General features: G+C 68.4%; 26 protein-coding genes. 22 read left to right on the top strand and 4 right to left on the bottom strand.

Annotated elements, in window-relative coordinates; genetic code table 11:
• Positions 1-3: 3 nt before the first annotated feature.
• The 12 genes from AC07XP_RS04255 to AC07XP_RS04200 all read left to right on the top strand — a co-directional run bounded on the left by AC07XP_RS04255 (position 4) and on the right by AC07XP_RS04200 (position 12,111).
• The gene (locus tag AC07XP_RS04255) at positions 4-792 is read left to right on the top strand and encodes an ABC transporter ATP-binding protein (RefSeq protein WP_070063414.1); all 789 of its coding nucleotides are present in this window, start codon (positions 4-6) and stop codon (positions 790-792) included.
• A 33-nt stretch (positions 793-825) separates the two neighbouring features.
• Positions 826-1,614, top strand: a complete 789-nt coding sequence (locus AC07XP_RS04250) for a transporter substrate-binding domain-containing protein (RefSeq protein ID WP_495263890.1) — start codon at positions 826-828, stop codon at positions 1,612-1,614.
• 44 nt (positions 1,615-1,658) lie between these two features.
• Positions 1,659-2,351: an ABC transporter permease gene (locus tag AC07XP_RS04245; RefSeq protein ID WP_062480466.1), complete on the top strand. Its 693-nt coding sequence runs from the start codon at positions 1,659-1,661 to the stop codon at positions 2,349-2,351.
• A 2-nt stretch (positions 2,352-2,353) separates the two neighbouring features.
• Entirely contained in the window at positions 2,354-3,073 is a 720-nt protein-coding gene (locus AC07XP_RS04240; protein WP_062480468.1) for an ABC transporter permease, read from the top strand.
• Between the two features lie 13 nt (positions 3,074-3,086).
• Positions 3,087-3,887, top strand: coding sequence for an inositol monophosphatase family protein (locus AC07XP_RS04235; RefSeq protein WP_206167823.1), 801 nt, complete (start codon positions 3,087-3,089; stop codon positions 3,885-3,887).
• Between the two features lie 71 nt (positions 3,888-3,958).
• Positions 3,959-5,443 carry a MocR-like pyridoxine biosynthesis transcription factor PdxR gene (gene pdxR, locus AC07XP_RS04230; RefSeq protein WP_492698929.1) on the top strand — a complete coding sequence of 495 codons (1,485 nt, stop codon included), beginning with the start codon at positions 3,959-3,961 and terminating at the stop codon, positions 5,441-5,443.
• Between the two features lie 246 nt (positions 5,444-5,689).
• A complete protein-coding gene (locus AC07XP_RS04225; RefSeq protein WP_062480474.1) occupies positions 5,690-6,070 on the top strand; it encodes a hypothetical protein in 381 nt (126 codons plus the stop codon).
• Between the two features lie 301 nt (positions 6,071-6,371).
• The gene (locus tag AC07XP_RS04220; protein ID WP_495263889.1) at positions 6,372-6,977 is read left to right on the top strand and encodes a DUF6891 domain-containing protein; all 606 of its coding nucleotides are present in this window, start codon (positions 6,372-6,374) and stop codon (positions 6,975-6,977) included.
• Positions 6,974-8,770 carry a VanW family protein gene (locus tag AC07XP_RS04215; RefSeq protein WP_495263888.1) on the top strand — a complete coding sequence of 599 codons (1,797 nt, stop codon included), beginning with the start codon at positions 6,974-6,976 and terminating at the stop codon, positions 8,768-8,770. The genes AC07XP_RS04220 and AC07XP_RS04215 overlap by 4 nt, the downstream gene beginning before the upstream one ends.
• A gap of 16 nt (positions 8,771-8,786) precedes the next feature.
• Complete coding sequence (locus AC07XP_RS04210; protein WP_495263887.1) at positions 8,787-9,392, top strand: hypothetical protein; 606 nt, start codon at positions 8,787-8,789, stop codon at positions 9,390-9,392.
• Between the two features lie 17 nt (positions 9,393-9,409).
• The gene (locus AC07XP_RS04205) at positions 9,410-11,074 is read left to right on the top strand and encodes an FxLYD domain-containing protein (protein ID WP_495263886.1); all 1,665 of its coding nucleotides are present in this window, start codon (positions 9,410-9,412) and stop codon (positions 11,072-11,074) included.
• Between the two features lie 44 nt (positions 11,075-11,118).
• The gene (locus AC07XP_RS04200) at positions 11,119-12,111 is read left to right on the top strand and encodes an LLM class flavin-dependent oxidoreductase (RefSeq protein ID WP_495263885.1); all 993 of its coding nucleotides are present in this window, start codon (positions 11,119-11,121) and stop codon (positions 12,109-12,111) included.
• Between the two features lie 3 nt (positions 12,112-12,114).
• Here the strand turns inward: AC07XP_RS04200 and AC07XP_RS04195 are convergent, their stop codons facing one another.
• On the bottom strand, positions 12,115-13,833 hold the full coding sequence (locus tag AC07XP_RS04195) for a long-chain-fatty-acid--CoA ligase (protein WP_495263884.1): 1,719 nt from the start codon (positions 13,831-13,833) through the stop codon (positions 12,115-12,117).
• Positions 13,834-13,978: 145 nt separating this feature from the next.
• Between AC07XP_RS04195 and mnmA the strand changes: the two genes are divergently transcribed.
• Complete coding sequence (gene mnmA, locus AC07XP_RS04190; RefSeq protein WP_495263883.1) at positions 13,979-15,079, top strand: tRNA 2-thiouridine(34) synthase MnmA; 1,101 nt, start codon at positions 13,979-13,981, stop codon at positions 15,077-15,079.
• 7 nt (positions 15,080-15,086) lie between these two features.
• Here the strand turns inward: mnmA and AC07XP_RS04185 are convergent, their stop codons facing one another.
• From AC07XP_RS04185 to AC07XP_RS04175, 3 genes are all read right to left on the bottom strand, one after another.
• Entirely contained in the window at positions 15,087-15,560 is a 474-nt protein-coding gene (locus tag AC07XP_RS04185; protein WP_307696908.1) for an NUDIX hydrolase, read from the bottom strand.
• A gap of 28 nt (positions 15,561-15,588) precedes the next feature.
• Positions 15,589-16,017: a DUF4019 domain-containing protein gene (locus AC07XP_RS04180; RefSeq protein WP_307589863.1), complete on the bottom strand. Its 429-nt coding sequence runs from the start codon at positions 16,015-16,017 to the stop codon at positions 15,589-15,591.
• A gap of 83 nt (positions 16,018-16,100) precedes the next feature.
• The gene (locus AC07XP_RS04175) at positions 16,101-16,823 is read right to left on the bottom strand and encodes a response regulator transcription factor (protein ID WP_062481504.1); all 723 of its coding nucleotides are present in this window, start codon (positions 16,821-16,823) and stop codon (positions 16,101-16,103) included.
• Between the two features lie 402 nt (positions 16,824-17,225).
• Between AC07XP_RS04175 and AC07XP_RS04170 the strand changes: the two genes are divergently transcribed.
• The 9 genes from AC07XP_RS04170 (at position 17,226) to AC07XP_RS04130 (ending at position 26,424) form a co-directional block, all read left to right on the top strand.
• A complete protein-coding gene (locus AC07XP_RS04170; protein ID WP_095743297.1) occupies positions 17,226-18,356 on the top strand; it encodes a Re/Si-specific NAD(P)(+) transhydrogenase subunit alpha in 1,131 nt (376 codons plus the stop codon).
• A 16-nt stretch (positions 18,357-18,372) separates the two neighbouring features.
• Positions 18,373-18,735, top strand: a complete 363-nt coding sequence (panD, locus tag AC07XP_RS04165; protein ID WP_062481508.1) for an aspartate 1-decarboxylase — start codon at positions 18,373-18,375, stop codon at positions 18,733-18,735.
• A 49-nt stretch (positions 18,736-18,784) separates the two neighbouring features.
• Positions 18,785-19,114, top strand: coding sequence for an NAD(P) transhydrogenase subunit alpha part 2 (locus tag AC07XP_RS04160; protein WP_062481510.1), 330 nt, complete (start codon positions 18,785-18,787; stop codon positions 19,112-19,114).
• Positions 19,111-20,610: an NAD(P)(+) transhydrogenase (Re/Si-specific) subunit beta gene (locus tag AC07XP_RS04155; RefSeq protein WP_307696911.1), complete on the top strand. Its 1,500-nt coding sequence runs from the start codon at positions 19,111-19,113 to the stop codon at positions 20,608-20,610. Before AC07XP_RS04160 ends, AC07XP_RS04155 begins: the two co-directional genes overlap by 4 nt.
• Before the next feature lie 100 nt (positions 20,611-20,710).
• Positions 20,711-22,390: a long-chain-fatty-acid--CoA ligase gene (locus AC07XP_RS04150; protein ID WP_062481514.1), complete on the top strand. Its 1,680-nt coding sequence runs from the start codon at positions 20,711-20,713 to the stop codon at positions 22,388-22,390.
• Positions 22,391-22,444: 54 nt separating this feature from the next.
• Positions 22,445-23,449: an ABC transporter permease subunit gene (locus AC07XP_RS04145; protein WP_095743299.1), complete on the top strand. Its 1,005-nt coding sequence runs from the start codon at positions 22,445-22,447 to the stop codon at positions 23,447-23,449.
• Between the two features lie 4 nt (positions 23,450-23,453).
• On the top strand, positions 23,454-24,362 hold the full coding sequence (locus tag AC07XP_RS04140; RefSeq protein WP_493195452.1) for an ABC transporter permease subunit: 909 nt from the start codon (positions 23,454-23,456) through the stop codon (positions 24,360-24,362).
• A 17-nt stretch (positions 24,363-24,379) separates the two neighbouring features.
• On the top strand, positions 24,380-25,405 hold the full coding sequence (locus tag AC07XP_RS04135) for an ABC transporter ATP-binding protein (protein WP_307636116.1): 1,026 nt from the start codon (positions 24,380-24,382) through the stop codon (positions 25,403-25,405).
• Positions 25,402-26,424, top strand: a complete 1,023-nt coding sequence (locus AC07XP_RS04130; protein ID WP_495263882.1) for a peptide ABC transporter ATP-binding protein — start codon at positions 25,402-25,404, stop codon at positions 26,422-26,424. The genes AC07XP_RS04135 and AC07XP_RS04130 overlap by 4 nt, the downstream gene beginning before the upstream one ends.
• The last annotated feature ends 37 nt before the right edge of the window (positions 26,425-26,461 follow it).

Genomic DNA, 26,461 nt, shown 5'->3' with positions numbered 1-26,461 from the left:
CACTTGAGCGACCCCCAACGACAACAGGGCAGGCAGATCGTGTCTGCCACCGGCATCGAGAAACGCTTCGGCGCGCTGGACGTGCTGCGCGGCATCGACCTGTGCGCCCACGAGCACGACGTGGTCACGCTGATCGGTGCCAGCGGCTCGGGCAAGAGCACCTTCCTGCGCTGCCTCAACCTGCTCGAAGTGCCCGACGCCGGCACCGTCGCCATCGATGGCGAAGAGATCCGCATGCGCCGGTCGTCGGCAGGGCAGGCGAGTCCCGCCAGCAAGAGCCAGGTGAACCGGTTGCGCGCGGGCATCGGCATGGTGTTCCAGAACTTCAACCTGTGGAGCCACATGACCGTGCTGGAGAACGTGGCCATGCCGCCCATGAAGGTGCTGGGGCTGTCGCGCCGCGAAGCGACGGAACGGGCCGAAGCGCTGCTGGCGAAGGTCGGGCTCGGCGACCGGCTTCGGCACTATCCGGCCCACATCTCCGGCGGCCAGCAGCAGCGCTGCGCCATCGCCCGCGCGCTGGCCATGGAGCCCAAGCTGCTGCTGTTCGACGAGCCCACGTCCGCCCTCGACCCCGAGCTCGTGGGCGAGGTGCTGAAGGTGATCCGCCTGCTGGCCGAGGAGGGGCGCACCATGGTGATGGTCACCCACGAGATGGCGTTCGCACGCGAGGTCTCGACCGAGGTCGCCTTCCTGCACAAGGGAAAGATCGAGGAACGCGGGGCCCCGGCCGACGTGTTCGGCAATCCGCGCAGCGAGCGTTGCCGCAAGTTCCTCGACAGCGTTCTGTAGCCACGACATCACGAACCAAGAACTGGAGACGAAATGAAGAAATGGTTGTTCGCAGGCCTGCTGGCCGCGTGCTCCGTCGCCGCCATGGGCCGCGAGATCAAGGCCGGAGTGCAGTGCACCTATCCGCCCTTCAACTACCGCGATGCATCGGGCGAGCTGAAGGGTTTCGAGATCGACATCGCCCGCGAGATCGGGCGGCGGATGAACGCCAACGTGCAGTTCGTCTGCCTGGGGTTCGACGGGCTGATTCCCGCGCTGCTTTCCAGGAAGATCGACATCGTCGCCTCGAGCCTCTCGATCACCGAGACGCGCAAGAAGAGCATCGATTTCTCCGTTCCCTACCGGGCCTCCACAGCGCGCTTCGTGGGCCGCAAGAACGGAGGGCTGCTCCCGATGAAGCCCGACAACACGCCCAACGCGGGCGCGCTCAAGGGCAAGGTGGTGGGCGTGCAGCGGGCCACCACGAACGACAGCTACCTTGCGGGCGAGTTCTCCGGCGTCGAGATCACGCGCTACGACTCGGCCGAGAACATGCTGCTGGACCTCGTGGCCGGCCGCATCGACCTCATGCTCGTGAGTCCGATGAAGGTTCGCACCGACTTCCTGGAGAAGTCGGAAGGGCGCAACTACGAGTTCGTCAGCCCCGAGATCGAGGCGCCCAAGTACCTGGGCGAAGGCGTGGCCGTCGGCTTGCCCAAGGGAGCCACGGCGCTGCGCGACGAGATCAACGCGGCGCTCAAGGGCATGTTTGCCGACGGAACCTTCAAGGCGATCAACCAGAAGTACTGGAGCTTCAGTGTGCTGCCTGCAGTCTGGCACTGACGCCGTCGTGCCGCCGAATCCGCTCATCGATTTCTGACGACACCATGGACATGTTCAACGGCTGGGGGCCGACCATCGCGCAGGGCGCCTGGACGACCGTGGAGGTGGCGCTGGTGTCGTCGGTGTTCGGCATCGCGCTGGGGCTTCTGGGCGCGGCGGCGTGCCTGTCCCGCTTCAAGGCGGTGCGCTGGCTGGCCGAGGCCTACATCACGGCGATACGGGGCATCCCGCAACTGCTGCTGATCCTGATGGTGTACTTCGGCAGCACGGTGGTCTTGAGCCGGCTGCTCGCGCTGGTCAGGCCCGACGCGGGCATGGTCGAGATCCCGCCGTATCCGGCGGGTGTGTTTGCACTGGCACTGATCTTCGGCGGCTACGCCTCGGAGGTGTTCCGCGGCGCGCTCACGGCCATTCCCCGCGGGCAGGTGGAGGCCGGCATGGCCGTGGGCATGGGCACCCTGCAGATCTTCTTCGTGATCCAGTGCCCGCAGATGCTGCGGCTGGCGCTGCCGGGCCTGGGCAACATCTGGATCTCGACGCTCAAGGACACCTCGCTGATCTCCATCGTGGGGCTGAGCGAGCTGATGAAGGCCTCCGAACTGGCCACCAGCGATACGCGCCGCGCCCTGTTCTTCTACCTCAGTGCCGGCGCCATCTACCTCACGCTGACCGTGCTGAGTTCGCTCGTGCTGCATCAGCTCGAGCGCCGCGGTGCCCGTGGCGAAAGGACGGCCTGACCATGGATGTCGAACTCATTGTCGAGAGCCTTCCGGTGCTCTGGCAGGGCGCGCTGCTCACGCTGGAGCTCTTCGCGATCACGATGGTGCTCGCGACGCTGCTGGCGGTGCCGCTGGCCATCGTGCGCGTCCAGAAGGCCTGGTGGCTGCGCTGGCCCGTCGAGGTCTTCTCGCAGGTCTTCCGGGGAACGCCGCTGCTGGTGCAGATCTTCATCGTGTACTACGGCATTGCCCAGATCGATGCGGTGCGCGACAGCTGGGCCTGGCCCTACCTGCGCAAGCCCTACTGGTGCGCCGTCATCACCTTCGTGCTGAACACGACGGCCTACGCCGTGCACATCTTCCGCGGGGCGATCCAGGCGGTGCCGCACGGGGAGGTCGAGGCCGGGCAGGCCTTCGGACTGTCGTTCGGTGCGCTGTACCGCCACGTCATCCTGCCGCGGGCGATGCTGCTGGCGCTGCCGGCCTATGGCAACGAGGTGATCAAGACGATCAAGCGCACCTCGCTGGCCAGCGCCATCACGCTCTCGGAGCTGACGGGCGTGGCCAACACCCTGGTGGCGCGCACCTTCGCCCCCTACGAGATCTTCATTGCGGCCGGGTTGATCTACCTTGCCTTCGCGTTCGCCGCCAACCACCTGGTGCGGCGGCTGGAGCACCGCATGTCTCGCCATCTTCGCCACTTGCCGGCGCAGCACGGCACCGGGCCCATGCCCACTTGATCCAGGAGACCGCGTGTCCACTTCTTCCGTTCCCGAGTCGGCGATGGCCGAATTCCTCGCCTTCGCCCATGGGCTGGCCGACGCCAGCGGCGCCATCCTGCGCGAGAACCTGTACAGCCGCAGGGGCTTCGAGTCCAAGGAGGACGACAGCCCCGTCACCGTCGTGGACAAGCATGTCGAGCAGACGCTGCGCACGCTGATCCGCCACCGCTATCCCTCGCACGGCATCCTCGGCGAGGAGTTCGAAGGCCAGGACCTCGATGCCGAGTACGTCTGGGTACTCGACCCGATCGACGGTACCAAGGCCTTCATCACGGGCATTCCCATCTACGGGACGCTGATTTCGCTGGCGCGCCACGGCACGCCGATCATCGGCGTGATCGACCACCCCATCACCAACGACCGATGGGCCGGGGCGCAGGGCCAGCCGTCCACCTTCAATGGCCAGCGCATCCGCAGCCGCGAGTGCCCGTCGCTGGCCGACGCGCTGGTGTCGTGCAGCAACCCGGAGCCCTTCGGGCCGCGCGAGCGTGAGGCGTTCGAGACGCTGCGCAGCGCCGCCAAATGGTGCGTGTACGGATCGAGCTGCTATGCGTACGGCTGCATCGCCAACGGAACGATCGACATCGGCATCGATTGCGGCCGCCACCGCGAGGTCGATTACTGCGCGCTGGTGCCGGTGATCGAGGGCGCCGGCGGCGTCATCACCGATTGGGAGGGGCGTCCGCTCACGATCTACTCCGGCAACCGGCTGGTCGCATCGGGCAACCCCCGCCGCCACGAGGAGGTGCTGCGCATGCTTGCGGGCGCCTAGCGCGGGCGACCGGGCCGTATATTCGAAGGCCGCCGCAGCCCTGTCCGGCATGGGCGGCATGGAGATCTCGTATGCCGCGGCACTTCAACTACCCGACCTGGAGTTCGCTCTCGCTGGACCGCAGCGGGTCCGATCCGCTGCACGTGCAGGTGTTCGAGCAGATCCGCCAGGCCATCGTGCAGGGCCGGATCTCCAAGAACTCGCGGCTGCCGCCCACCCGCCAGCTGGCCGCGGAACTCGGCGTGTCGCGCAACACCGTGGTCCTGGTCTACGAACGGCTGCTGGCCGAGGGCTATGTCAGCGGCCGCGTCGGGGCGGGCACCTACATTGCCGCCGTGCTGCCCGAGGAGCGCAGCGCGCCGGCCGGGGCGCCGTCGAGCGCCCCTGTCGCCGCGCCGGCGCCCCGGCACATATCGCGGCGTGCGCAGGCGATGTCCGAACTGGCGCTGCCGCCCGAGCGCAATGCCACGTTCGACCTCAGCCCGACCGTGCCCGCGCTCGACCAGCTGCCGTTCGAGCAGTTCGCCAAGGTCTCGTCGCAGTACTGGCGCTCGGCGCCGGCCGCGGAGCTGGGCTACGGCTCGCCGATGGGGCTGCCCGAACTGCGCCAGCAGATCGCGGACTATGTGGGCGAGGCACACGGCATTTCCTGCCTGCCGGACCAGGTGCTCGTGGTCGACGGCACGACGCAGGGCTTCGTGCTGGCAGGCCAGGTGCTGACCGACCACGGCGATCGCATCATCGTGGAAGACCCGGGCTACATCACGCGGCTTGCCGCCTTGATGGGCTTCGGCGCGGACCTGGTGCCGGTGCCCATCGACCTGCAGGGCCTGGACAGCAGCCGGTTCGACAGCCATGCGCCCGACGCGCGGCTGATCGTGGCGTCGCCCACCAACCAGTTCCCCTTCGGCAGCACGATGCCGCTGGAGCGGCGCCTCTCCCTCCTGCAGTGGGCGCACGAGCGCAATGCCTGGGTGATCGAGTACGACTTCAACAACGCCTTCCATTTCCGTGGCAGGCCGCTGCCTCCGCTGGCGGCGCTGGACCACGGGGGGCGGGTCATCTACATCGGGAACTTCAACCGTTCCATCTCGCCCGCGCTCAACCTGGCCTACCTGGTGGTCCCGCCCGACCTGGCGGACGCTTTCGCCTGCGCCACGCAGATCTTCTCGTTCAAGGCCTCCATGCCGACCCAGGGCGTGGTGGCCGACTTCATGGCGAGCGGGCAGCTGGCGGCCCACATCCGGCGCATGGGCGTGCGCTATCGCGAACGCGCGCAGCTCATGGAGCACTGCTTCAGGACGCTGGTGGGGCGCGATTTCGAGCTGTCGACCACGGGCTCGGGGCTGCACCTGTCGGCCATCTCGCGCACGCCGATCGACGATGCGGCGGTTTCCCAGGCGCTGCTGGCGCACCGCATCGACGTGCCCGCGATCTCCGCCTACTGCCTGAGCGAGCAGGTCCGCACCGGCTTCGTCTTCGGGTTCGGCAACACGCCCGCCGAGCGGATCGCCCCGGCGTTGGCGCTCTTTGGCAGTGCGGTCGCGAACGCCTGAGGCGCGCCCACGGCCTTCAATTGTTTCGAATCCGTGAACACCGCGGTTCGTTTTGCTACGGGTTTTTACCTAGATCGAGGCGCACAATTCATCTCACGGACCAGCCCTCAAAGCTGATCTGGGTGAACAGGGCCCCGAGCGAGGTGGCCGCCCTCCGAAAAAGAACAGAGGGGCGGTGACCCACCCAAGACCGGTTCGACATCCGAAGCAAGAACTTGAACTGAATTGAAGAAGGAAGAAATCCAAATGACCGCCTCGAAGATCCTCTCCGCCGTTGCTGTTGCCCTGATGGCCGTTGCCGGCGCCGCCCATGCCGAAAGCTATGAAGGCGTGCATCAACTGACCTCGGCCGCCAGCCGCGCCGATGTCGCCGCCCAAGCCGTCGTGGCCGCGCACAGCGCCAACCCCTACGCCACCGGCGCCAATGCAGGCCCCGCACAAGTGATCGTGTCGACCGCCAGCCGCGCCGCGGTGCGTGCCGACGCTGTCGCCGCCGCACACAGCGCCGACCCGTACGCCGAAGGCGCTTCGTCGGGCGTGGCCCCGATCGTCGCCAGCACCGTCGACCGCGCTGCGGTTCGCGCCGCAGCCCGCGCTGCTGCCCACGGCGACGCACTGCCGCTGTAAGCAATAGCCCGAATGCTTCGCCGACGGGATCGGCGAAGGTTCCAGGTCTTCATGAAAAGCCGGCCCTGCCAACGCAGGGTCGGCTTTTTTCATGGACCATGACCGTGAATTCTTGGCCGAAAGTCACATTGCCTTGGCCTTGCGCATCCCTCATGATTTGGGCGCGGGAGGGATGGCCGCCAGAGCGCATGCTTTCGCATTAACGCATCGCCGTGGTGCGGACACGCGAGAATCGAGCGTCGTTCCGACCGCGAAAAAATGAAAGCACATCCGTCGCCGACCAAGCGACGACCCACTACGCATGGCCCTCACTCTCGACCCCGAAGACACGCGCGGACGCATCCATGACCTGGTGTGGAGCGGCTTCCACGCCGATGCCGACATCGGCTGGATGATCACCGACGAGTACCTCGATCCGGATGAGCTCACGCCCGAGGACCGCGCCTGGATCAAGGCCGAAACCACGCGCGCCTGCGCCGCCAAGCGCGCCGCCGAGGCGCAGTGGCCCGCGCAGACCGAGTACGACCGGCTCGAGGCCGTGTTCGCGCAGCTGCGCACCGAAAAGATCATCGCCCTGCACCGCGCGGGCAACACGCTGTCCGACGGGCACGATGACGTGCGCGAGCAGTGGCGTGCGGCGGGCCGGCTCGAGTCCGGCATCCGCGGCTGCTGCTTCTATCACGCACAGGACCTGGACGGCGCCGTGCGCAACGGCCGTCTGTACCTCGCCTTCAGCGGCGGCATGATCCCCGAGATCGCGCAGCGCGAAGCCAACACCGTCGTGGTCGGTCGCCGCATCGTCGAGCTGCTGCGCGACGCCGGCTTCGGCGCGCAATGGAGCGGCAACATCAACGAGCGCATCGAAGCCGACCTCGGCCAATGGCGCAAGCGAGGCCCCGCCGCGTGAGTGCGCAGGCCTGGCAGCCGCCGCGCCGCATCGACGCGATCGACTTCTGGCTGCGCTCGCGGCTGCTCGCCACGGCCCACGCCCTGCGCGAAACCCTGCGGCCCTCGGCCCGGCGCTGGCCCGGCGGCACGCACGCACTGGCCGATGCGCCGGTGCTCGCGCAGTACCGAACCCCCTTGTGGTCCGACGGCCGGGCCGATGAATTCCCCTTGGTCGCCGGCAAGGTGCACAACCTGCGCGTGGCGCGGCCGGCCTTCGACGCCATCGAGGTGCCGGCCGGCGAGGTGCTGAGCTTCTGGCGCCAGCTGGGGCGGCCGGGCGCCGGGCGCGGCTTCGTGGTCGGGCGCGAGGTGCGCGGCGGTTGCGTGGTGCCGACGCTGGCCGGCGGGCTGTGCCAGCTGTCGAACGCACTGGCCACCGTGGCCGTGCGCGCGGGCTTCGAGCTGGTCGAGCGCCACGGCCACACGGCACGCATCGAGCAGGCCGACATGCCGGACGGCGACGCCGTCGATGCGACGGTGTTCTGGAACTACGTCGACGTGAAGCTGCGCGCCCGGCACGCCTGGCGGCTCGAAGTGGCGCTGACCGACACCGAGCTCGTGGTGCGCATCCGCGCGCGCACGCCGCGGGCGGTGCCGGTCGAGCCCGTCACGCTGCGGCGCACGAACGACGACGCGCCCACCGCGCTGCCGCTGGCGCGCGGCTGCCTGAGCTGCGACCAGACGGCGTGCTTTCGCCACCGTCCGCCGGTCGATGTCGGCGCCGAAGGGCGCACCGCCGTGCTCGTCGATGGCTGGACGCCGGAGTTCGCACGCCACCTGCGCGAGGCGCATCCGCAGGCGCAGCGCATGCAGCCCGTGCCGCTGCGGCTCGCGTTCTGGCGCGTGCCTTCCATCGGCTGGCATCGCGAGCCCGCGACGAACGAAGCGGTGACCACCGCGTGGGCCGCGAGCCTGCGCCGTGCCGTCTGGCAGCGGCTCTGGGCGCGGCAGGCGGGCCGGCGCCAGGCCAGCCTGATCGACGGCCAGTGCTGGCTCGCGCAGGCCTTCGCCGCGCGTCTCGCGCCTGCGCACACGCACCTGGTGGTCGAGCAGTCGCTGCTGCCGCACCTGCAGCGCCTCGGCGCGCTCGACGGGCGCCGCCTCACCGTGCTGGCCAGCGCACTGCCGATGGCCGACATTGAAAAGAAGCTCGATGCCGCATCGCAGCGCTGGCCCGGCGACGCCACCTTGCGCGACTTCCGCGCCGATGCATCGCTGGTGCGCGACGAGGCGCTGGCGCTCGCGCGCGCGGCGGTCGTCGTCACGCCGCATGCCGCGGTGGCGCGGGCCATGGCGCAGTACGCATCACAGGCCACATTGCAGCGGCTCGACTGGGCGCTGCCGCAGGTGAAGGCCGCGCACAGCAAGCGCGAAGAACCACCGCTCGTCGTGTTCGCCGCCAGCGCACTGGCGCGCAAGGGCGCGCGTGAATTTGCTGCCGCGCTGCAAGGCTGGCCGTGCCGCCTGCGCGTGCTGGGCGCGCCCTCGGACGACGCGCGGCTCTGGCAGGGCATCGAACCCCTTCAACACATGAACTGGCAAGGCGACTGGCTGGCCGGTGCGAGCGTTGTCGTGCTGCCCGCGCACGTCGAGCACGCCCCGCGCGCATTGCTGCGCGCCGTGGCGGCCGGCGTGCCCGTGGTGGCATCGACGGCCTGCGGCCTGGCCGGCGTGCCAGGTGTGCACGAGGTCGCACCCGGCGACATCGACGCACTGCGCACCGCCTTGCAGCAGGCCGTCCGCCTGACCTGAACGGAGAACAACCCCCGTGGCATCGATCGAACAGGCCCGCGCGGCCCTGGCTTCCCATGGCGCGCTGGCGCCGCAATCCGCCGCCGAGCACTGGCACGGCGAGCTGGCCTTGCCCGCGGCCCTCGCCAGCTTCTACGAACAGGTCGGCCCGCTCGGCGAGTGGGTCAACGAGCGCGTGGGCTACGCCGGCCTCACGGTGCCGACCACCGGCAACCCGTTCAGCATTCCCGCGCTCTCGCGCCTGTGGCAGTTGCAAGCCGGCTACCGCTGGCACGGCATCACCGGCGAGCGCATCGCCGACTGGCCCGAGCATTGGCTGGTGGTGGCCGACCAGGGCGCCGATCCGTTCATCTTCGACCTGCGCACCGGCGCGATCCAGTTCGCGATGCACGGCACCGGCGCCTGGGAGGAAGACGAACCGCTCTTCGCCGACATCTTCGAGATGGCCGCCTGCCTGGGCACCATCGGCCAGGTGTGGGACGAAGCGGGCGACACCATCTTCACCGACGAGGACGACTGCGAGGTCGACCCGGTGCATCGCGCGCGCCTGGTCGAGCGCCTCGTGCTGCTGCTGGGCAGTGCCGCGGCGGCCGAAGGCATCGTCGACGCGTTCGGCTGGTAAGACAAAAAAGAAAACACATGAGCATCGACCTGCAGACCCTCAAATGCGGCGAGTGCGGCAGCAGCGCGCTGCGCCGCACCGGCCTGAACGAATACACCTGCGCGCACTGCGGCTCGATGTCGCTGGTGGAAGACGACGTGTCCGACCGCCTCGAGCGCGTGCTGCAGCAGGTCAAGCACCACGCCGGCCAGCAGATCGCGGCCGAACAGGCGCTGCGCCAGAAGCAGATGGTGCGCACGATCGGCTTCGTCGTGATCGGCTTTCTCGGCGTGGCGGTGGCCGTCCAGGTCGCGATGCTGCTGTTCGGCTCCGGCAAGCGCAGCGATACGCCTTCGGTGGCGCGCTCGATCGTCGAGCGCACCATCGCGACCGACGGCCTGAAGCTGTCCGAGCCGCGCCAGGTGCTGGTCGGCGAGCGGCCGAAGCTCCTGGTGCTGGCGCGCAACGAGACCGGCCGGCCGCTCGAACGGCCCGGCCTGAAGGTGGTGTTCCACGACGGCGACACGCGGCTGAACGAGCGCAGCGAATCCCTGCCGATCGACGTGCTGATGCCCGGCGAGTCCGCGCCCGTGCTGGTCGATCTTCCCTCGGGCCAGAACGTCACGCGGCAGGACGTGACGGTCGAGAAGCTGTCCGAACCGCGCAGCGCCGCCGAAGGGCCGCGCCTGGCGTTCTCGCGCGTGCGGCTGGTGCAGCAGGGCGAGCGCGTGCGCCTGGTCGGGCGCCTCGTGCATGCGGGCGCCGCGGGTGTGCCGGCGTTCGGCAGCATCGAGGCGCTGGTCACGCTGTACGACGACGCGGGCCAGGTGATCGGCGTCGGTCGCGGCCATGCGCCGGGGTCCGAGCTGGCGCCCGGCGCACGCGCGGCGATCGATGTCGACCTCAGCCGCTTCGGCCGCGGCGCCGCCATCGCGGCGTGGGACTACCGCATTGGCTACCGCACGGTCACGCCCTCGGGCGCGCGCACCACGGTGCTGAGCGCCGACCGCGTGATCCGCACCGCCGGCGCGCCGGAGGCTTTCCACCCTGACCTGCGGCTGGGCACCGAAGACCTGCTGGCCGACGACAGCGAGCGCTTCGACCCGCGGCAGCTCGAACTGCTGCCGCTGGTGGCGGGGCGCAGCACGATCCAGCGGCCGCTGTTCATGACCGAGCTGGTGAACCGCAGCACCGACGCCATCGCCATTGCGCCCGGCGCCGTGATCTCGCGCTTCGGCGGCAGCACGGCCGACGGCACCACGCGCCTCGACGCGCTGGCCTCCCTGTACCCGGGCGAGCGCTTTCCGGTCCTGCTGGAGCCCAAGGCCGTGGACCGCATCACACAGACCCGCGTCGAGTGGAAGCCGATGCGTCGCGCCGCATTGCCCGGCCCGCGCAAGCCGCTGGAGGTGCAGGTGACGGGCACCCAGGCCGGCACCGGCAGCGTGCTGCTCAACTTCAGCCAGCGCTTCACCTACAAGAGCGTGGAGGTCACGGGCACGGTGAAGAACCCCGGCACGGCCATCGCGGCCAAGGTGCGGCTGTGGGTGAGCCTGCGCGACCGCAACGACCAGCTGACCGGCTTCAAGCTGATCGAGAACCTGCCGGCCATCGCGCCGGGCGAGAGCGTGCCCTTCCAGGTCCATGTGACGCAGCACGGGCGTGATTTCGCGAGCGTCGCGACGCTATACCAAACCGAATAGCCCCGCGCGTGACGGCATCGGGCGGTTCGCGCCATGATCGCGCCATGATTCCGCTTTCGATCCTCGACCTTTCCCCGATCACCGAAGGCAGCGATGCCGCGCAGTCGTTCCGCAACTCGCTGTCGCTGGCGCAGCACGGCGAGAAGCTGGGCTACACGCGCTACTGGCTGGCCGAGCACCACGGCATGCCGGGCATCGCGAGCGCGGCCACGGCCGTGCTGCTGTCGCACGTGGGCGCGGGCACTTCCACCATCCGCATCGGCGCCGGCGGCGTGATGCTGCCGAACCACTCGCCGCTGGTGATCGCCGAGCAGTTCGGCACGCTGGAGTCGCTGTACCCGGGGCGCGTCGACCTGGGCCTGGGCCGCGCGCCCGGCTCCGACCAGCGCACCGCGCGCGCGCTGCGGCGCAACCTGGAGTCGGACGCCGACCAGTTCCCGCAGGACGTGATGGAGCTCATGGACTTCATGTCGAAGAATCCGCAGCAGGCCGTGCGCGCCGTGCCCGGCGCGGGGCTCGAGGTGCCGGTGTGGATCCTCGGCTCGAGCACCTTCGGCGCGCAGCTGGCGGCGCACCTGGGCCTGCCGTATGCCTTTGCCTCGCACTTCGCGCCGCAGCAGATCATGCAGGCCATCCAGATCTACCGCGAGACCTTCAAGCCCTCGGCGCAGCTGCAGAAGCCGTATGTGATGCTGGGCTTCAACGTGTTCGCGGCCGACACCGACGCCGAGGCCGAGTTCCGCGCCACCTCGTGGCAGCAGGCCTTCGTGAACCTGCGCAGCGGCCGCCCGGGGCGCCTGCCGCCGCCGTTGGAGAACTACCGCCAGAAGGTCGGCCCGGCCGAGAACGCGCTGCTCGACTCGGTGCTGTCGTGCTCGGCGGTGGGCTCGGTCGAGACCGTGAAGCAGGGCGTGGAAGCGTTCGTGGCGCGCACCGGCGCCGACGAACTCATGATCACCTCGCAGGTGTTCGACCACGCGGCCCGGCTGCGCTCCTACGAGCTGCTCGCCGAGGCCTTCGGTCAGAAGAAGTCGTAAAGCCTAGGCCCGCTTGCGGGCTTCCTCGTCCACGAGGTCTTTCTTCGAGAGCTTGCCCACGGCGGTCTTGGGCAGCTCGGCGCGGATCTCGAGCGCGCCGATCATCTCGTGCTTGCCCAGGCGGTTCTTCAGGAAGGCCTTGAGCGCGTCGAGCGTGAGCGCGTCTGCGCCGTCCTTCAGTTTCACGAAAGCCTTTGGCGACTGGCCGCGGTACTCGTCGGGCACGCCGATCACGCAGACCTCGGCCACCGACGGGTGTTCGTACACCGCCTCCTCGAGCACGCGCGGGTACACGTTGTAGCCGCCGCACAGCAGCATGTCCTTGGTGCGGTCGACGATGTAGAGGTAGCCGTCGGCGTCCATCTTCGCGACGTCGCCGCTGCGGAAGTAGCCGTCGGCGGTCATCGACTCGGCGGTGGCCTTCGGGTTGTTCCAGTAGCCCTTCATGACGTTCGGGCCTTGCACGCACAGCTCGCCGGGCTCGCCGAACGCGGTCACGTCCTGGGTCGGGTCGTCCAGGCTCACGAGCTTGATGCGCACGCGCGGCAGCGGCATGCCGCACGAGCCGGCCTTGCGCACGCCGCGCGCGGGCGTGAAGGTGCCCACGGGCGAGGTCTCGGTCATGCCCCAGCCTTCGTTGAGGTGGCAGCCGGTGAGTTCGAAGAAGCGCTGCTCCACTTCCACCGGCAGCGGCGCGCCGCCGGAGCCGCAGAACTTCAGCGAGCGCAGGTCCATCTCCCTGGCCTTGGGGTGCGCAAGGATGGCGGTGTACATGGTCGGCACGCCGGGGAACACGCTGATCTTGCTGGCCGCGAGTTCGTTCATCACCGCGTCGACATCGAAGCGCGTGTGCAGCACCAGCGCCGCGCCCAGGCGCACGCCCAGCAGCATCGCGGCGCTGAGCGCGAAGATGTGGAACAGCGGCAGCACGACCAGGAAGCGCTCCTTGCCTTCGTCGAGGATCGGCGGCTCGCCGCGCGTCGATTCGTAGTACTGCGCCGAGGCCGACGTGAGGTTGGCGTGCGTGAGCATCGCGCCCTTGGGCAGGCCGGTGGTGCCGCCGGTGTACTGCAGCACGACGATCTCTTCGGCCAGGTCGCCCAGCGGGTAGGTCTGGTGCGTGCCTTCGCTCTTGAGCAGGTCGGTGAAGCGCACGTGGCGCGCGTCCACCGGCACGGGGGCGATCTGGCCCGCGGCCTGCAGCTGGGCCTGCACCTTGTCGCCCGCCGCGCCGTAGTCGCCGAGGCTGCCGACCACCAGCGTCTTCAGGCGCGAGCTGTCGAGCAGGCGCGCCATCAGTGGGTAGAGGTTCACGAGGTCGAGCGTGACGAGGATGTCGGTGCGGCTGTCCTCGATCTTGTGGGCCAGCACGCGCTCGGCGTCCAGCGGCGAGTAGTTCACCACCGTGCCGCCGGCCTTGAGCACGGCGAAGAAGGCGATGGGGTAGTGCGGCGTGTTCGGCAGGTACAGGCCGACATGCACGCCCGGCTTCACGCCCAGGTCCTGCAGGCCCTTGGCGGCGCGGTCGACCGCCGCGCCGAGCTGGGCGTAGGTGAGGACCTGGCCCATGAACTCCACGGCCGAGTGATCGGGCCAGCGCGCGACCGCCTCGTCGAGCATCTGCTGCACCGGCTTGACCGGCAGGTCGGCGTCCCAGCGCATGCCGGGCGGGTAGTTGCGCGTCCAGGGGGTGTTGTTGTCAGAGGGGGAAGGGGTCGCCATGCGTTGTGTCTCCGCTGTGTTTCGGGTCACTGTAGCGCTGGCCTTTCGCATCGTGGAGTGCGGGCTGACAAGCCGGCGACACGGGTTTTCCCGATTTCCCACACGCCGGATGCCCCTGTCGCCGGGCTGGGACAATGGCGGGCTTATGGCAAAACAACGGATCGTGGTCGGGCTGAGCGGCGGGGTGGACTCCGCGGTCACCGCGCACCTGCTCAAGCAGCAGGGGCACGAGGTGGTCGGCATCTTCATGAAGAACTGGGAAGACGACGACGACAGCGAGTACTGCTCGTCGAACATCGACTTCGTGGACGCCGCCAGCGTGGCCGACGTGCTGGGCATCGAGATCGAGCACGTCAACTTCGCCGCCGACTACAAGGACCGCGTGTTCGCCGAGTTCCTGCGCGAATACAAGGCCGGCCGCACGCCCAACCCCGACGTGCTGTGCAACGCCGAGATCAAGTTCAAGGCCTTTCTCGACCACGCCATGCGGTTGGGCGCCGAGAAGATCGCCACCGGCCACTACGCGCGCGTGCGCCTGAACGAGGCCACGGGCCGGCACGAGCTGCTCAAGGGGCTGGACAACTCGAAGGACCAGAGCTACTTCCTGCACCGCCTGAACCAGGCCCAGCTGTCGAAGACGCTGTTCCCGGTCGGCGAGCTGCACAAGACCGAGGTGCGCCGCATCGCGGAAGAAATCGGCCTGCCCAACGCGAAGAAGAAGGACTCGACCGGCATCTGCTTCATCGGCGAGCGGCCGTTCCGCGACTTCCTGAACCGCTACATCTCCAAGGAGCCGGGCCCGATCAAGGACGACCGCGGCCGCAAGCTCGGCGAGCACCAGGGCCTGAGCTTTTACACGCTGGGCCAGCGCCAGGGGCTGGGCATCGGCGGCGTGAAGGAAAAGGGCGCCCAGCGCGGCGCGGGCGACCATTCGCCCTGGTTCGTCGCGCGCAAGGACGTCGAGAAGAACACGCTGTGGGTGGTGCAGGGGCACGACCATCCGTGGCTGCTGTCGTCCGAACTGAAGGCGGACGACGCGAGCTGGGTCGCCGGCGAAGTGCCGACCGCGGGCAGCTACGGTTCGAAGGCGCGCTACCGGCAGGCCGACGCAGCCTGCGAACTGTCCGAGGGCGCCAACGGCGCCTTCAGCCTGCGCTTCGGTGCGCCGCAATGGGCGGTCACGCCGGGGCAGTCGGCCGTGTTGTACGACGGCGAGCGCTGCCTCGGGGGCGGCGTCATCGTCTGAACAGGCCTCAGCGGGGCTGCCGCACGCTGTCTTCGGTGTGGATCAGCGCGAGCGGGTGGCGCTTGCCGGCGAGGTAGTCCTCGATGCAGCGCAGCAGCAGCGGGCTGCGATGGCGCGCCACGCTGGCGCGGATCTCGTCCACGGTCATCCAGAGCGTGCGCACGATGCCTTCGTCGAGCGCACGACCTTCTTCGCGTGCGCCCAGCTCGCCGGTGAAGGCAAAGCGCATGTAGGTCACGTCGGGCTGCTCGGCCGAGCGCGCCATGTACACGCCGAGCAGCGCGGTCGGCGTGAAGGCGTGGGCCGTTTCCTCGAGCGTTTCGCGGATGCAGCCGTCCTCGGGCGACTCGCCGGGGTCGAGGTGGCCGGCGGGGTTGTTGAGCTTCAGGCCGTCGTCGGTCTGCTCTTCGACGAGCAGGAAGCGGCCGTCTTGCTCGATCACCGCGGCCACGGTGACATTGGGTTTCCAGCGTGTGGGCATCGTGGGCGCGAGTCTATCGGCATCTCGGCTATCGCACGACATAGCCGCTGAAGCGCCAGATGCGGTCGGCGTCGAGCCGGAAGCTCACCCGTTCGCGCAGCGTGCGATCGGGGGTGTTGCCGAAGCGGGTCTCGTACTCGACGCTGACGTACTGGCCGGCGGCATCGGCGTCCGGGTCGGTCACGACCTGCCGGTGCACGGCCACCCAGGTGCGCTGCTGCGGCCCGCCGAGCGGGGCGCGGCTCCTGGCCACCTTGCTGGCGAAGTCGGTGCGGGTGATGCGCTTGCGGGTGGCGGGCGTGGCGCCGTCCCACAGCTCGCCGGCCTCGTTCCGGTCGATCATCTGGATCGCCTGCAGGCCGCCGCGCACCATGTCGCTGGCCTCGACGTCTTCGGCGAGGGCGGGGAACAGGCCGCTGCACAGCAGGAGCAGTGCGGCCAGGAGGAGCCGGGGCATGGGGAAGGGCACTTGTTCGGACGGAACAAGTTGGAGGCCGACGGGAAGGAGGGGTTCCCCGCCCGGCCTGCCGGGGCGTGCGCTCAGCGAGCGTTGGAAGCTGCAGCGGCGGGCCGTGTGTCGACCTCGATGGTTTCCAGCCGGTAGCCCAGGCCGTACACCGCCAGCAGCAGGAAGCCATTCGAGGGGCGCAGCTCGAGCTTGGTGCGCAGGCGCGACACGTGGGTGTCGAGCGAGCGCGACAGCGCCTCGACGCCCAGCCCCCAGACCGCCTCGTGCAGGTGCTCGCGCGAGAGCAGGCGCCCCAGGTTCTGGAACAGGAAGAGCGCGAGTTCGTACTCGCGGTTCTTCAGCTCGACCAGCTCGCCGTGGACCCGGATGGTGCGCGAGGGCGGAAAGAAGTGGTACGGGCCGAACACCATTTCGGGCTCGTTGCGCGAGGGGTAGGCGCGGCGCAGCAGGGCGTTGATGCGGGCCTCGAACTCGATCGGGCGCAGCGGCTTGGCCATGAAGTCGTCGGCGCCGACATTGAGGCCTTCGACCATGTCGCTGTCGTCGTGGTGCTCGGTCACGAACAGGATCGGCATGCGGCTCTTGTAGTCCTGCCGGATCGTCTTGACGACGTCCGGGCCGTTCATGTCCGGCAGGCGCCAGTCGAGGACCAGCAGGTCGAAGGTTTCGCGGCGCATGGCGTGCAGCAGCGCCTTGCCGGCAGCGTACGTGTGGCACTCGTGACCGAGGCTCGCCATGGATTGGTTGATCAACCGGAGTTGGTCCGGCTCGGTGTCGAGTACTGCAATGCGCATTCCATTCCCTTGTTCCGCCCTGTGTGGACCTCTATGTGTCCGCAATATGAATCGAAGTGTATCTATCTGCGTCTGAAATCATTGCTGTGAATTGCTATTAATTCACGCAAATTGATTTTATGTATGTGGTTCAATTGCCAATTGAATCCAATTGGTGTTAGTTGATCGCAATCTAGAACCAGAGCGAGCGAAGGCGCCACAAGCGCTTCTGCGGCGGTCACCCGTGTTTCCCCCGGGGTCGTACCGGCCGCCAATTTGCTATCAATTAAATAGCTACATGTGCAGTGCCTGCGGGCGTTGAGCAGCAAAAAGAACGCGGCATTCTGGCGACAGGTGCGCTTGTAATCTTGCTGTAAGCTCTGCCCGCAATCCGTGCTGCCCCTTCCCCCTGAGGAGAACTCTATGTTGATAGGCGTGCCTGCCGAGACAGCGGCTGGCGAAACCCGAGTGGCCGTTACACCCGAAACGGTGAAGAAACTGGTGGCCTCCGGGCACACCGTGCGTGTGCAGGCCGGTGCCGGCATTGCAGCCAGCGTCACCGACGCGGCGTACCAGACGGCAGGCGCCGAGATCACCGATGCGGCCGGGGCGCTCTCCGCCGACATGGTGCTCAAGGTGCGCACGCCCAGCGACGCCGAGGCGGCGCAGCTGAAGGCCGGCGCGGTCGTCATCGGCATGCTCAATCCTTTCGACGCGGCCGGCCTGCAGCGCCTGGCCGCCGCGGGCGTCACGGGCTTCGCGCTCGAAGCCGCGCCGCGCACCACGCGCGCCCAGAGCATGGACGTGCTCAGCTCGCAGGCCAACATCGCCGGCTACAAGGCCGTGATGATCGCGGCCGACAAGTACCAGCGCTTCTTCCCCATGCTGATGACCGCCGCCGGCACCGTGAAGGCCGCGCGCGTCGTCATCCTGGGCGTCGGCGTGGCCGGCCTGCAGGCCATTGCCACGGCCAAGCGCCTGGGCGCCGTCATCGAGGCCTCGGACGTGCGTCCGAGCGTCAAGGAACAGATCGAGTCGCTGGGCGGCAAGTTCATCGACGTGCCCTACGAGACGCAGGAAGAGAAGGACGCGGCCGAAGGCGTCGGCGGCTACGCCCGCCCGATGCCCGCCAGCTGGCTCACGCGCCAGCAGGCCGAGGTCGCCAAGCGCGTCGCGCTGGCCGACGTGGTCATCAGCACCGCGCTCATTCCCGGCCGCGCCGCGCCCACCCTCGTCACCGAGGACATGGTCAAGTCGATGAAGCCGGGCTCGGTGATCGTCGACATCGCGGCCGGCAAGGGCGCCGACGGCATCGGCGGCAACTGCCCGCTGTCGGAGGCCGACAAGACCGTGGTCAAGCACGGCGTGACCATCGTGGGCGAAACCAACCTCGCGGCGCTGGTGGCGGCCGACGCGTCGGCGCTGTATGCGCGCAACGTGCTCGACTTCCTCAAGCTCGTCGTCACGAAGGAAGGCGCGCTCAAGATCGACCTCGAGGACGACATCGTCGCCGCCTGCCGCGTCACGCAGGACGGCCAGGTCACGCGCAAGTAAGAGCAGGCTGCCTTCCATGAACCGCACCATGCTCCGCGCGAAGCTGCATCGCGCCACCGTGACCGAAGCCGACCTGCACTACGAAGGCTCGTGCGGCATCGACGAGGACCTGCTCGACGCGGCCGACATGCGCGAGTACGAAAAGATCGAGCTGTACAACGTCAACAACGGCGAGCGCTTCTCGACCTACATCATCAAGGCGGCGCGCGGTTCGGGCGCCATCTCGCTCAACGGCGCGGCGGCGCGCAAGGCGCATGTGGGCGACCTGCTCATCATCTGCACCTACGCCCCCATGACCGAGGCCGAAGCCGCCGACTACAAGCCCAAGGTGGTGCTGCTTGGCGATGCCAACCGCATCAACGAAGTCAAGAAGCTCTGACAGAGCCCGGGACCAAGAGACAGAGACCGAACGAGGAGAACACAACACCATGGAAATCGTTTCGCACACCGTCATCAACCTGACCATCTTCGTGCTGGCCATCTACGTCGGCTACCACGTGGTCTGGACCGTCACGCCCGCGCTGCACACGCCGCTCATGGCCGTGACCAACGCCATCTCGGCCATCGTGATCGTGGGCGCCATGCTGGCCGCCGCGCTCACCACCACGCCGCTGGGCAAGACCATGGGCGTGCTCGCCGTGGCGCTGGCCGCGGTGAACGTCTTCGGCGGCTTCCTGGTCACGCGCCGGATGCTCGAGATGTTCAAGAAGAAAGACAAGAAGGCCGCCCCCAAGGCTGCAGAGGGAGCCGCCAAGTGAGCATGAACCTCGTCACGCTGCTGTACCTCGTTGCCAGCGTCTGCTTCATCCAGGCCCTGAAGGGCCTGTCCCATCCCACCACCTCGATCCGCGGCAACATCTTCGGCATGACCGGCATGGCGATCGCCGTGCTGACCACCATCGCGCTGGTCCACGGACAGGCGCGCGCCCTCAACGTCGACTTCACCACCGGCATCGCCTGGGTGCTGGCTGCCGTCGTGGTCGGTGGCGGCCTGGGCGCCTTCATGGCCAACAAGGTCGAGATGACCAAGATGCCCGAGCTGGTCGCCTTCATGCACAGCATGATCGGCCTGGCCGCGGTGTTCATCGGCGTGGCCGCGGTGGCCGAGCCCTGGGCCTTCGGCATCACGGCCGCACCCGTGGCGGCTGTCGTCGGTGCGCGCACGCCTGACGGCGCGGTCCTCTTCGAGGGTTTCGTGCGCCATGCCATTCCCTATGGCAACCGGCTCGAGCTGTTCCTGGGGGCGGCCATCGGCGCCATCACCTTCAGCGGCTCGGTCATCGCCTTCGGCAAGCTCTCGGGCAAGTACAAGTTCCGCCTCTTCCAGGGCGCGCCGGTGCAGTTCTCGGGCCAGCACATGCTGAACCTGGTGCTGGGCCTGGCGACCATCGCCCTGGGCCTGGTGTTCGTGGCCACCGAAAGCTGGCCGGCGTTCTTCGCCATGCTGGCGCTGGCCTTCGTGATGGGCGTGCTCATCATCATCCCGATCGGCGGCGCCGACATGCCGGTGGTGGTGTCGATGCTCAACAGCTACTCGGGCTGGGCGGCGGCCGGCATCGGCTTCAGCCTGAACAACGCGATGCTGATCGTGGCCGGTTCGCTGGTGGGCTCTTCGGGTGCGATCCTGAGCTACATCATGTGCAAGGCCATGAACCGCTCGTTCTTCAACGTGATCCTGGGCGGCTTCGGCGGCGAGGCGACCACGGCCTCCAGCGGCGACAAGGAGCAGCGCCCGGTCAAGAGCGGCAGCGCCGACGACGCGGCCTACATGCTGTCCAACGCCGAGACGGTGATCATCGTTCCGGGCTACGGCCTGGCCGTGGCGCGCGCCCAGCACGCCGTGAACGAACTGGCCGAGAAGCTCACGCACAAGGGCGTCAACGTGAAGTACGCCATCCACCCCGTGGCCGGCCGCATGCCGGGCCACATGAACGTGCTGCTGGCCGAGGCCGAGGTGCCCTACGACCAGGTGTTCGAGATGGAGGACATCAACGGCGAGTTCGCGCAGGCCGATGTGGCGATCATCCTGGGTGCCAACGACGTGGTGAACCCGGCCGCGCTCACCAAGGGCACGCCGATCTACGGCATGCCGATCCTGGAAGCCTACAAGGCCAAGACCGTCATCGTGAACAAGCGCTCCATGGCCGCCGGCTACGCGGGCCTGGACAACGAGCTCTTCTACATGGACAAGACCATGATGGTCTTTGGCGATGCGAAAAAAGTAGTGGAAGATATGGGCAAGGCCATCGAATAGGCCGAAGGTCCGTGCCCGCGATGCGGGCCTGATCGTCGCGGCGCCTCACGTGCGCCGTTTTCGTTTTTAAAAACTCATCCGACTCCGAGGAGACACATCCATGACCGAACGCCCCTGGCTCAGCAGCTACCCGCAAGGCGTGCCCGCCGACATCGACGCGTCGCACTACCCGTCGCTGGTGGCGCTCATGGAGGAGAGCTTCACCAAGTACGCCGACCGCACGGCCTACAGCTTCATGGGCAAGGACGTGAGCTACGGCGAGACCGACAAGCTCAGCAAGGCCTTCGCGGCCTACCTGCAGGGCCTGGGCCTCGTGAAGGGCGACCGCGTCGCCGCGATGATGCCCAACTGCCCGCAGTACCCGATCGCGGTGGCCGCCATCCTGCGCGCCGGCCTGATCCTGGTGAACGTGAACCCGCTGTACACGCCGCGCGAACTCGAGCACCAGCTCAAGGACTCGGGCGCCAAGGCGATCGTCATCATGGAGAACTTCGGCACCACGCTGCAGCAGTGCATCGCGAGCACGCCCATCAAGCACATCGTGCTGGCCTCCATGGGCGACCGGCTCGGCTTCCTGAAGGGCGCGCTGGTCAACTACGTGGTGCGCAACGTCAAGAAGCTGGTGCCGCACTTCAGCCTGCCGGGCGCCGTGCGCTTCAACGATGCGCTCGACAAGGGCGCGGGCGGTTCGCTCAAGCCCGTGGCCACCGGCCCCGACGACGTGGCCGTGCTGCAGTACACCGGCGGCACCACCGGCGTGTCCAAGGGCGCGGTGCTGCTGCATCGCAACGTGATCGCCAACGTGCTGCAGTCCGAGGCCTGGAACGAGCCCGTCATGGCCAAGGTGCCGGCCAACGAGCAGCCCACCAGCGTGTGCGCGCTGCCGCTGTATCACATCTTCGCGTTCACGGTCGGCATGATGCTGAGCATGCGCACGGGCGGCAAGCTGATCCTGATCCCGAACCCGCGCGACATTCCCGGCGTGCTCAAGGAACTGTCCAAGCACACCATCCACAGCTTCCCGGCCGTCAACACGCTGTTCAACGGGCTGGCGAACCACCCCGACTTCAACACCGTCAACTGGAAGAACCTGAAGGTCTCGGTCGGTGGTGGCATGGCGGTGCAGGCCGCAGTGGCCAAGCTCTGGCTCGAGAAGACCGGCTGCCCCATCTGCGAAGGCTACGGCCTCTCGGAAACCTCGCCCTCGACCACCTGCAACCCGACCAACAGCACGGCCTACACCGGCACCATCGGCCTGCCGCTGCCGAGCACCTGGCTCAAGCTGCTGGACGACGACGGCAACGAGGTGCCCACCGGCGAGCGCGGCGAGATCGCCATCAAGGGCCCGCAGGTCATGGCCGGCTACTGGCAGCGCCCCGACGAGACCGCCAAGGTCATGACGCCCGACGGCTACTTCAAGAGCGGCGACATCGGCGTGGTCGACGAGCGCGGCTACTTCAAGGTGGTCGACCGCAAGAAGGACATGATCCTGGTGTCGGGCTTCAACGTGTACCCGAACGAGATCGAGGACGTGGTGGCGATGCTGCCCGGCGTGCTCGAATGCGCCGCGGTCGGCGTGCCCGACGAGAAGACCGGCGAGGCCGTGAAGCTCGTCATCGTCAAGAAGGACGAGTCGCTCACCGAAGCGCAGGTGCGCGAGTACTGCCGCGCCAACCTCACGGGCTACAAGCAGCCGCGCGTGATCGAGTTCCGCACCGACATGCCCAAGACCCCGGTGGGCAAGATCCTGCGGCGCGAGCTGCGGGATAGCAAGAAGTAGTAAGGGTTCCGCCCGGGTGGGGCCGGGGCATCGATCTTGCATATTCGCGGGTCGATGCTCAGATTCATTTACGTTCGCCTAGGCTTGCTCGTGCCGACCTTCATCGGCATGACGCTGCTGGCCTTCTTTCTCATCCGGCTGGTGCCGGGTGACCCCATCGAGACGATGGCCGGCGAGCGCGGGATCGACCCCGCGCGCCACGCCGAACTGCGCACCGCCATGGGCCTGGACAAGCCCCTGCTCGTGCAATACGGCATCTACATCGGCCGCGTGCTGCAGGGCGACCTGGGCAAGTCGCTCATCACGCAGGACACGGTGATGAGCGAGTTCCTCGCGCTCTTTCCGGCCACCGTCGAGCTCGGCGTGTGCGCGATTCTCTTCGCGCTGCTGCTGGGGCTGCCGGCCGGCATTCTCGCGGCGGTGCGGCGCAACTCCATCTTCGACCACGGCGTGATGGCCACGTCGCTCACCGGCTACTCGATGCCGATCTTCTGGTGGGGCCTGCTGCTCATCCTGTTCTTCTCGGTGCAGCTGGGCTGGACGCCGGTGTCGGGCCGCATCTCGGTGCAGTACTTCGTCGAGCCGCAGACCGGCTTCCTGCTGATCGACGCGCTGCGCGCCGGCGAGACCGAGGCCTTCTGGTCGGCGCTGCACCACCTCATTCTTCCGGCCATCGTGCTGGGCACCGTGCCGCTGGCCGTCATCGCGCGCATGACGCGCTCGGCCATGCTTGAGGTGCTGGGCGAGGACTACATCCGCACCGCGCGCGCCAAGGGCCTGTCGCGCTTTCGCGTGGTGGGCCTGCATGCGCTGCGCAACGCGCTGATCCCGGTCGTCACGGTGATCGGCCTGCAGATCGGCGTGCTCTTCACCGGCGCGATCCTGACCGAGACCATCTTCTCCTGGCCCGGTGTCGGCAAGTGGCTCATCGAGGCCATCGGGCGGCGCGATTACCCGGTGCTGCAGGGCGGCATGCTGTTGCTGGGCGGCATCGTGATGCTGCTGAACCTGCTGGTGGACATCGCCTACGGCGTCATCAACCCGCGGATCAGGCACTGAGTCGATGACGAGCAACACCCACGCAGTTCCCCCCAGCTCGCAGGCCTCGGCGCCTCCCGGTCCCTGGCGCGAGTTCTGGACCGCCTTCTCGGCGAACCGGGGCGCGGTCATCGGTCTCGTCACCATCGTGGTGCTGCTGCTGGTGGCGCTGTTCGCACCGTGGATCGCGCCGCATGCGCCGAACGAAACCAACGCCGCCGCGTTCCTCAAGCCGCCGGCCTGGCAGGAAGGCGGCTCGTGGACCTACCTGCTGGGAACGGACGCCATCGGACGCGACATCCTGTCGCGGCTCATGCACGGCGCGCGGCTGTCGCTGTCGATCGGCGTCGCGGTGGTGGCGCTGTCGGTGGTGGTGGGCGTGGTGCTCGGGCTCGTCGCCGGATTCTTCCGCGGCGCGCTGGAGATCGCGATCATGCGGATGATGGACATCATCCTCACGATGCCCAGCCTGCTGATGGCCATCGTGATCGTCGCGATCCTCGGGCCGGGGCTCGTCAATGCCATGCTCGCGGTGGCCATCGTGGTGCTGCCGCACTATGTGCGCATCACGCGCGCCACGGTCATCGCCGAGGTCTCGCGCGACTACGTGACCGCGGCGCGCGTGAGCGGCGCCAGCACGCTGCGCCTGATGTTCCGCGAGGTGCTGCCCAACTGTTCGGCGCCGCTGATCGTGCAGGCCTCACTGGGTGTCTCGACCGCCATCCTCGATGCGGCGGCGCTCGGCTTCATCGGCCTGGGCGCACAGCCGCCGTCGCCCGAGTGGGGAACGATGCTGGCCGATGCGCGCGAGTTCGTGCTGCGCGCGTGGTGGGTCGTGACCTTCCCGGGACTCGCCATCCTTGCGGCCGTGCTGGCCTTCAACCTGCTGGGCGACGGGCTGCGCGATGCGCTCGACCCGAAGCTCAAGCGCTGACGCAAAGGAGAGCACAGATGCCTTTGCTGGACATCAAGGACCTGCACGTCGAGTTCCCCACGCAGGGCGGCGTGCTGCACGCCGTCGACGGCGTGAGCCTCACGCTCGAAGAAGGCGAGGTGCTCGGCATCGTCGGCGAATCGGGCTCGGGCAAGAGCGTCACGATGATGGCGCTCATGGGCCTCGTCGGCTTCCCGGGCCGCGTGCGCGCGGACCACATGCGCTTTGCGGGCAAGGACTTGCTCGGCATCTCCGACAAGGCGCGCCGCACGCTGGTCGGCAAGGAGGTCGCGATGATCTTCCAGGAGCCGACCACCAGCCTCAACCCCTGCTTCACCATCGGCTTCCAGCTGATGGAAACGCTGCGCCTGCACCTGAAGCTCGACAAGCGCGAAGCGAAGAAGCGCGCGACCGAACTGCTCGAACAGGTCGGCATCCCCGCCGCCTCGTCGCGCCTGGGCAGCTACCCGCACCAGCTCTCGGGCGGCATGAACCAGCGCGTGATGATCGCCATGGCCATCGCCTGCAACCCGCGCCTGTTGATCGCCGACGAGCCGACCACCGCGCTCGACGTGACCATCCAGGCGCAGATCCTCGACCTGCTGCGCGACCTGCAGAAGGAGCGCGGCATGGCGCTGGTGCTCATCACGCACAACATGGGCGTGGTCAGCGAGATGGCGCAGCGCATCGCCGTGATGTACGCGGGGCAGGTGATGGAGCACCAGCGCGTCGACCGCCTCTTCGCATCGCCGCAGCATCCCTACACCGAGGCGCTGCTTGCGGCGCTGCCCGAGCGCGCCGCGCCCGAGGGCCGGCTCGCCACCATCAGCGGCGTGGTGCCCGGCGTGCACGACCGGCCCGCGGGCTGCCTGTTCGCGCCGCGCTGCGGCTACGTCACCGAGCGCGCCTGCCAGGTGCGACCGGCGCTGCGTGCGTGGCAGGGCGCCGAGGTGCGCTGCCACTTTCCGCTCGGCGAGCCGGGGCGCGCCGAAGCCATTGCGCACGACCCGCCGCGCGCCGCCGTCGCGGAGGTGCTGCCATGAGCGACGCATCGCCACCGGAGATCGTCGCCGAGGCGCGCAACCTGCAGCGCACCTACGCCGTGCGGCGCGGGCTGTTCCGCGCGCCGGCGCAGCTGCGCGCCGTGGGCGACATCTCGTTTCGCCTCGAACGCGGGCGCACGCTCGCGGTGGTGGGCGAATCGGGCTGTGGCAAGTCGACGCTCGCGCGCATGGTCGCGCTGATCGAGAAACCCACGGCCGGGCAGCTGACGCTGATCGGCGCCGATGCGGTGAGCCCGCCGCATGAACGCAAGCGCGAGCTGCGCCAGGCGGTGCAGCTGGTGTTCCAGAACCCGTACGGCTCGCTCAACCCGCGCAAGAAGATCTCGGCGGTGCTCGAAGACCCGTTGGCCATCAACACCACGCTGAGCAAGCCGGAGCGTGCCGAAAAAGCACGCGAGATGCTGGCCCGCGTCGGCCTGCGCCCCGAGTACGCCAACCGCTACCCGCACATGTTCTCGGGCGGCCAGCGCCAGCGCATCGCCATTGCGCGCGCGCTCATGCTGTCGCCGCGCCTGCTGGTGGCCGACGAGCCGGTGTCGGCGCTCGACGTGTCGATCCAGGCTCAGGTGCTGAACCTGCTGGCCGACCTGCAGGCCGAGCTGGGCCTGGCCTACCTCTTCATCTCGCACGACCTGGGCGTGGTGCGCCACATCGCGCACGACGTGCTCGTGATGTACCTGGGCCATGCGGTGGAGCAGGGCCCCAAGTCGCGCATCTTCGCGCGGCCGCTGCATCCCTACACGCAGGCGCTGCTGGCCTCGACGCCGGGCCTGAGCAGCCAGCGCATCGTGCTCAAGGGCGAGCTGCCGTCGCCGTTGAATCCGCCTTCGGGCTGCGTCTTCAGCACGCGCTGCCCGCACGTGCAGCCGCGCTGCCGCGAGGAGCGCCCCGCGCTGCGCGCGCTCGACGAGCGGCTGGTGGCCTGTCACTACGCCGAGCAGTTTCTCGATGGCGCGCCGGCCGTGCGCGCCGATGGTCCCGTGCTCGCCGCGTCCTGAGGACGCGGCGATTTTTTCAACCCTGTCTCGAGGAGTC

Source organism: Variovorax sp. GW531-E2, assembly GCF_059423125.1.
Note: the sequence above shows the minus strand (reverse complement) of the source record. Positions and strands in the feature narration are given on the sequence as shown.

Excerpts from the sequence above, each read along its gene's own strand:
- AC07XP_RS04250 (WP_495263890.1), top strand. The coding sequence starts at position 826 with ATGAAGAAATGGTTGTTCGCAGGCCTGCTGGCCGCGTGCTCCGTCGCC.
- AC07XP_RS04245 (WP_062480466.1), top strand. The coding sequence starts at position 1,659 with ATGGACATGTTCAACGGCTGGGGGCCGACCATCGCGCAGGGCGCCTGG.
- AC07XP_RS04240 (WP_062480468.1), top strand. The coding sequence starts at position 2,354 with ATGGATGTCGAACTCATTGTCGAGAGCCTTCCGGTGCTCTGGCAGGGC.
- pdxR (WP_492698929.1), top strand. The coding sequence starts at position 3,959 with ATGCCGCGGCACTTCAACTACCCGACCTGGAGTTCGCTCTCGCTGGAC.
- AC07XP_RS04225 (WP_062480474.1), top strand. The coding sequence starts at position 5,690 with ATGACCGCCTCGAAGATCCTCTCCGCCGTTGCTGTTGCCCTGATGGCC.
- AC07XP_RS04220 (WP_495263889.1), top strand. The coding sequence starts at position 6,372 with ATGGCCCTCACTCTCGACCCCGAAGACACGCGCGGACGCATCCATGAC.
- AC07XP_RS04205 (WP_495263886.1), top strand. The coding sequence starts at position 9,410 with ATGAGCATCGACCTGCAGACCCTCAAATGCGGCGAGTGCGGCAGCAGC.
- AC07XP_RS04200 (WP_495263885.1), top strand. The coding sequence starts at position 11,119 with ATGATTCCGCTTTCGATCCTCGACCTTTCCCCGATCACCGAAGGCAGC.
- AC07XP_RS04195 (WP_495263884.1), bottom strand. The coding sequence starts at position 13,833 with ATGGCGACCCCTTCCCCCTCTGACAACAACACCCCCTGGACGCGCAAC.
- mnmA (WP_495263883.1), top strand. The coding sequence starts at position 13,979 with ATGGCAAAACAACGGATCGTGGTCGGGCTGAGCGGCGGGGTGGACTCC.
- AC07XP_RS04185 (WP_307696908.1), bottom strand. The coding sequence starts at position 15,560 with ATGCCCACACGCTGGAAACCCAATGTCACCGTGGCCGCGGTGATCGAG.
- AC07XP_RS04180 (WP_307589863.1), bottom strand. The coding sequence starts at position 16,017 with ATGCCCCGGCTCCTCCTGGCCGCACTGCTCCTGCTGTGCAGCGGCCTG.
- AC07XP_RS04175 (WP_062481504.1), bottom strand. The coding sequence starts at position 16,823 with ATGCGCATTGCAGTACTCGACACCGAGCCGGACCAACTCCGGTTGATC.
- AC07XP_RS04170 (WP_095743297.1), top strand. The coding sequence starts at position 17,226 with ATGTTGATAGGCGTGCCTGCCGAGACAGCGGCTGGCGAAACCCGAGTG.
- panD (WP_062481508.1), top strand. The coding sequence starts at position 18,373 with ATGAACCGCACCATGCTCCGCGCGAAGCTGCATCGCGCCACCGTGACC.
- AC07XP_RS04160 (WP_062481510.1), top strand. The coding sequence starts at position 18,785 with ATGGAAATCGTTTCGCACACCGTCATCAACCTGACCATCTTCGTGCTG.
- AC07XP_RS04150 (WP_062481514.1), top strand. The coding sequence starts at position 20,711 with ATGACCGAACGCCCCTGGCTCAGCAGCTACCCGCAAGGCGTGCCCGCC.
- AC07XP_RS04145 (WP_095743299.1), top strand. The coding sequence starts at position 22,445 with ATGCTCAGATTCATTTACGTTCGCCTAGGCTTGCTCGTGCCGACCTTC.
- AC07XP_RS04140 (WP_493195452.1), top strand. The coding sequence starts at position 23,454 with ATGACGAGCAACACCCACGCAGTTCCCCCCAGCTCGCAGGCCTCGGCG.
- AC07XP_RS04135 (WP_307636116.1), top strand. The coding sequence starts at position 24,380 with ATGCCTTTGCTGGACATCAAGGACCTGCACGTCGAGTTCCCCACGCAG.
- AC07XP_RS04130 (WP_495263882.1), top strand. The coding sequence starts at position 25,402 with ATGAGCGACGCATCGCCACCGGAGATCGTCGCCGAGGCGCGCAACCTG.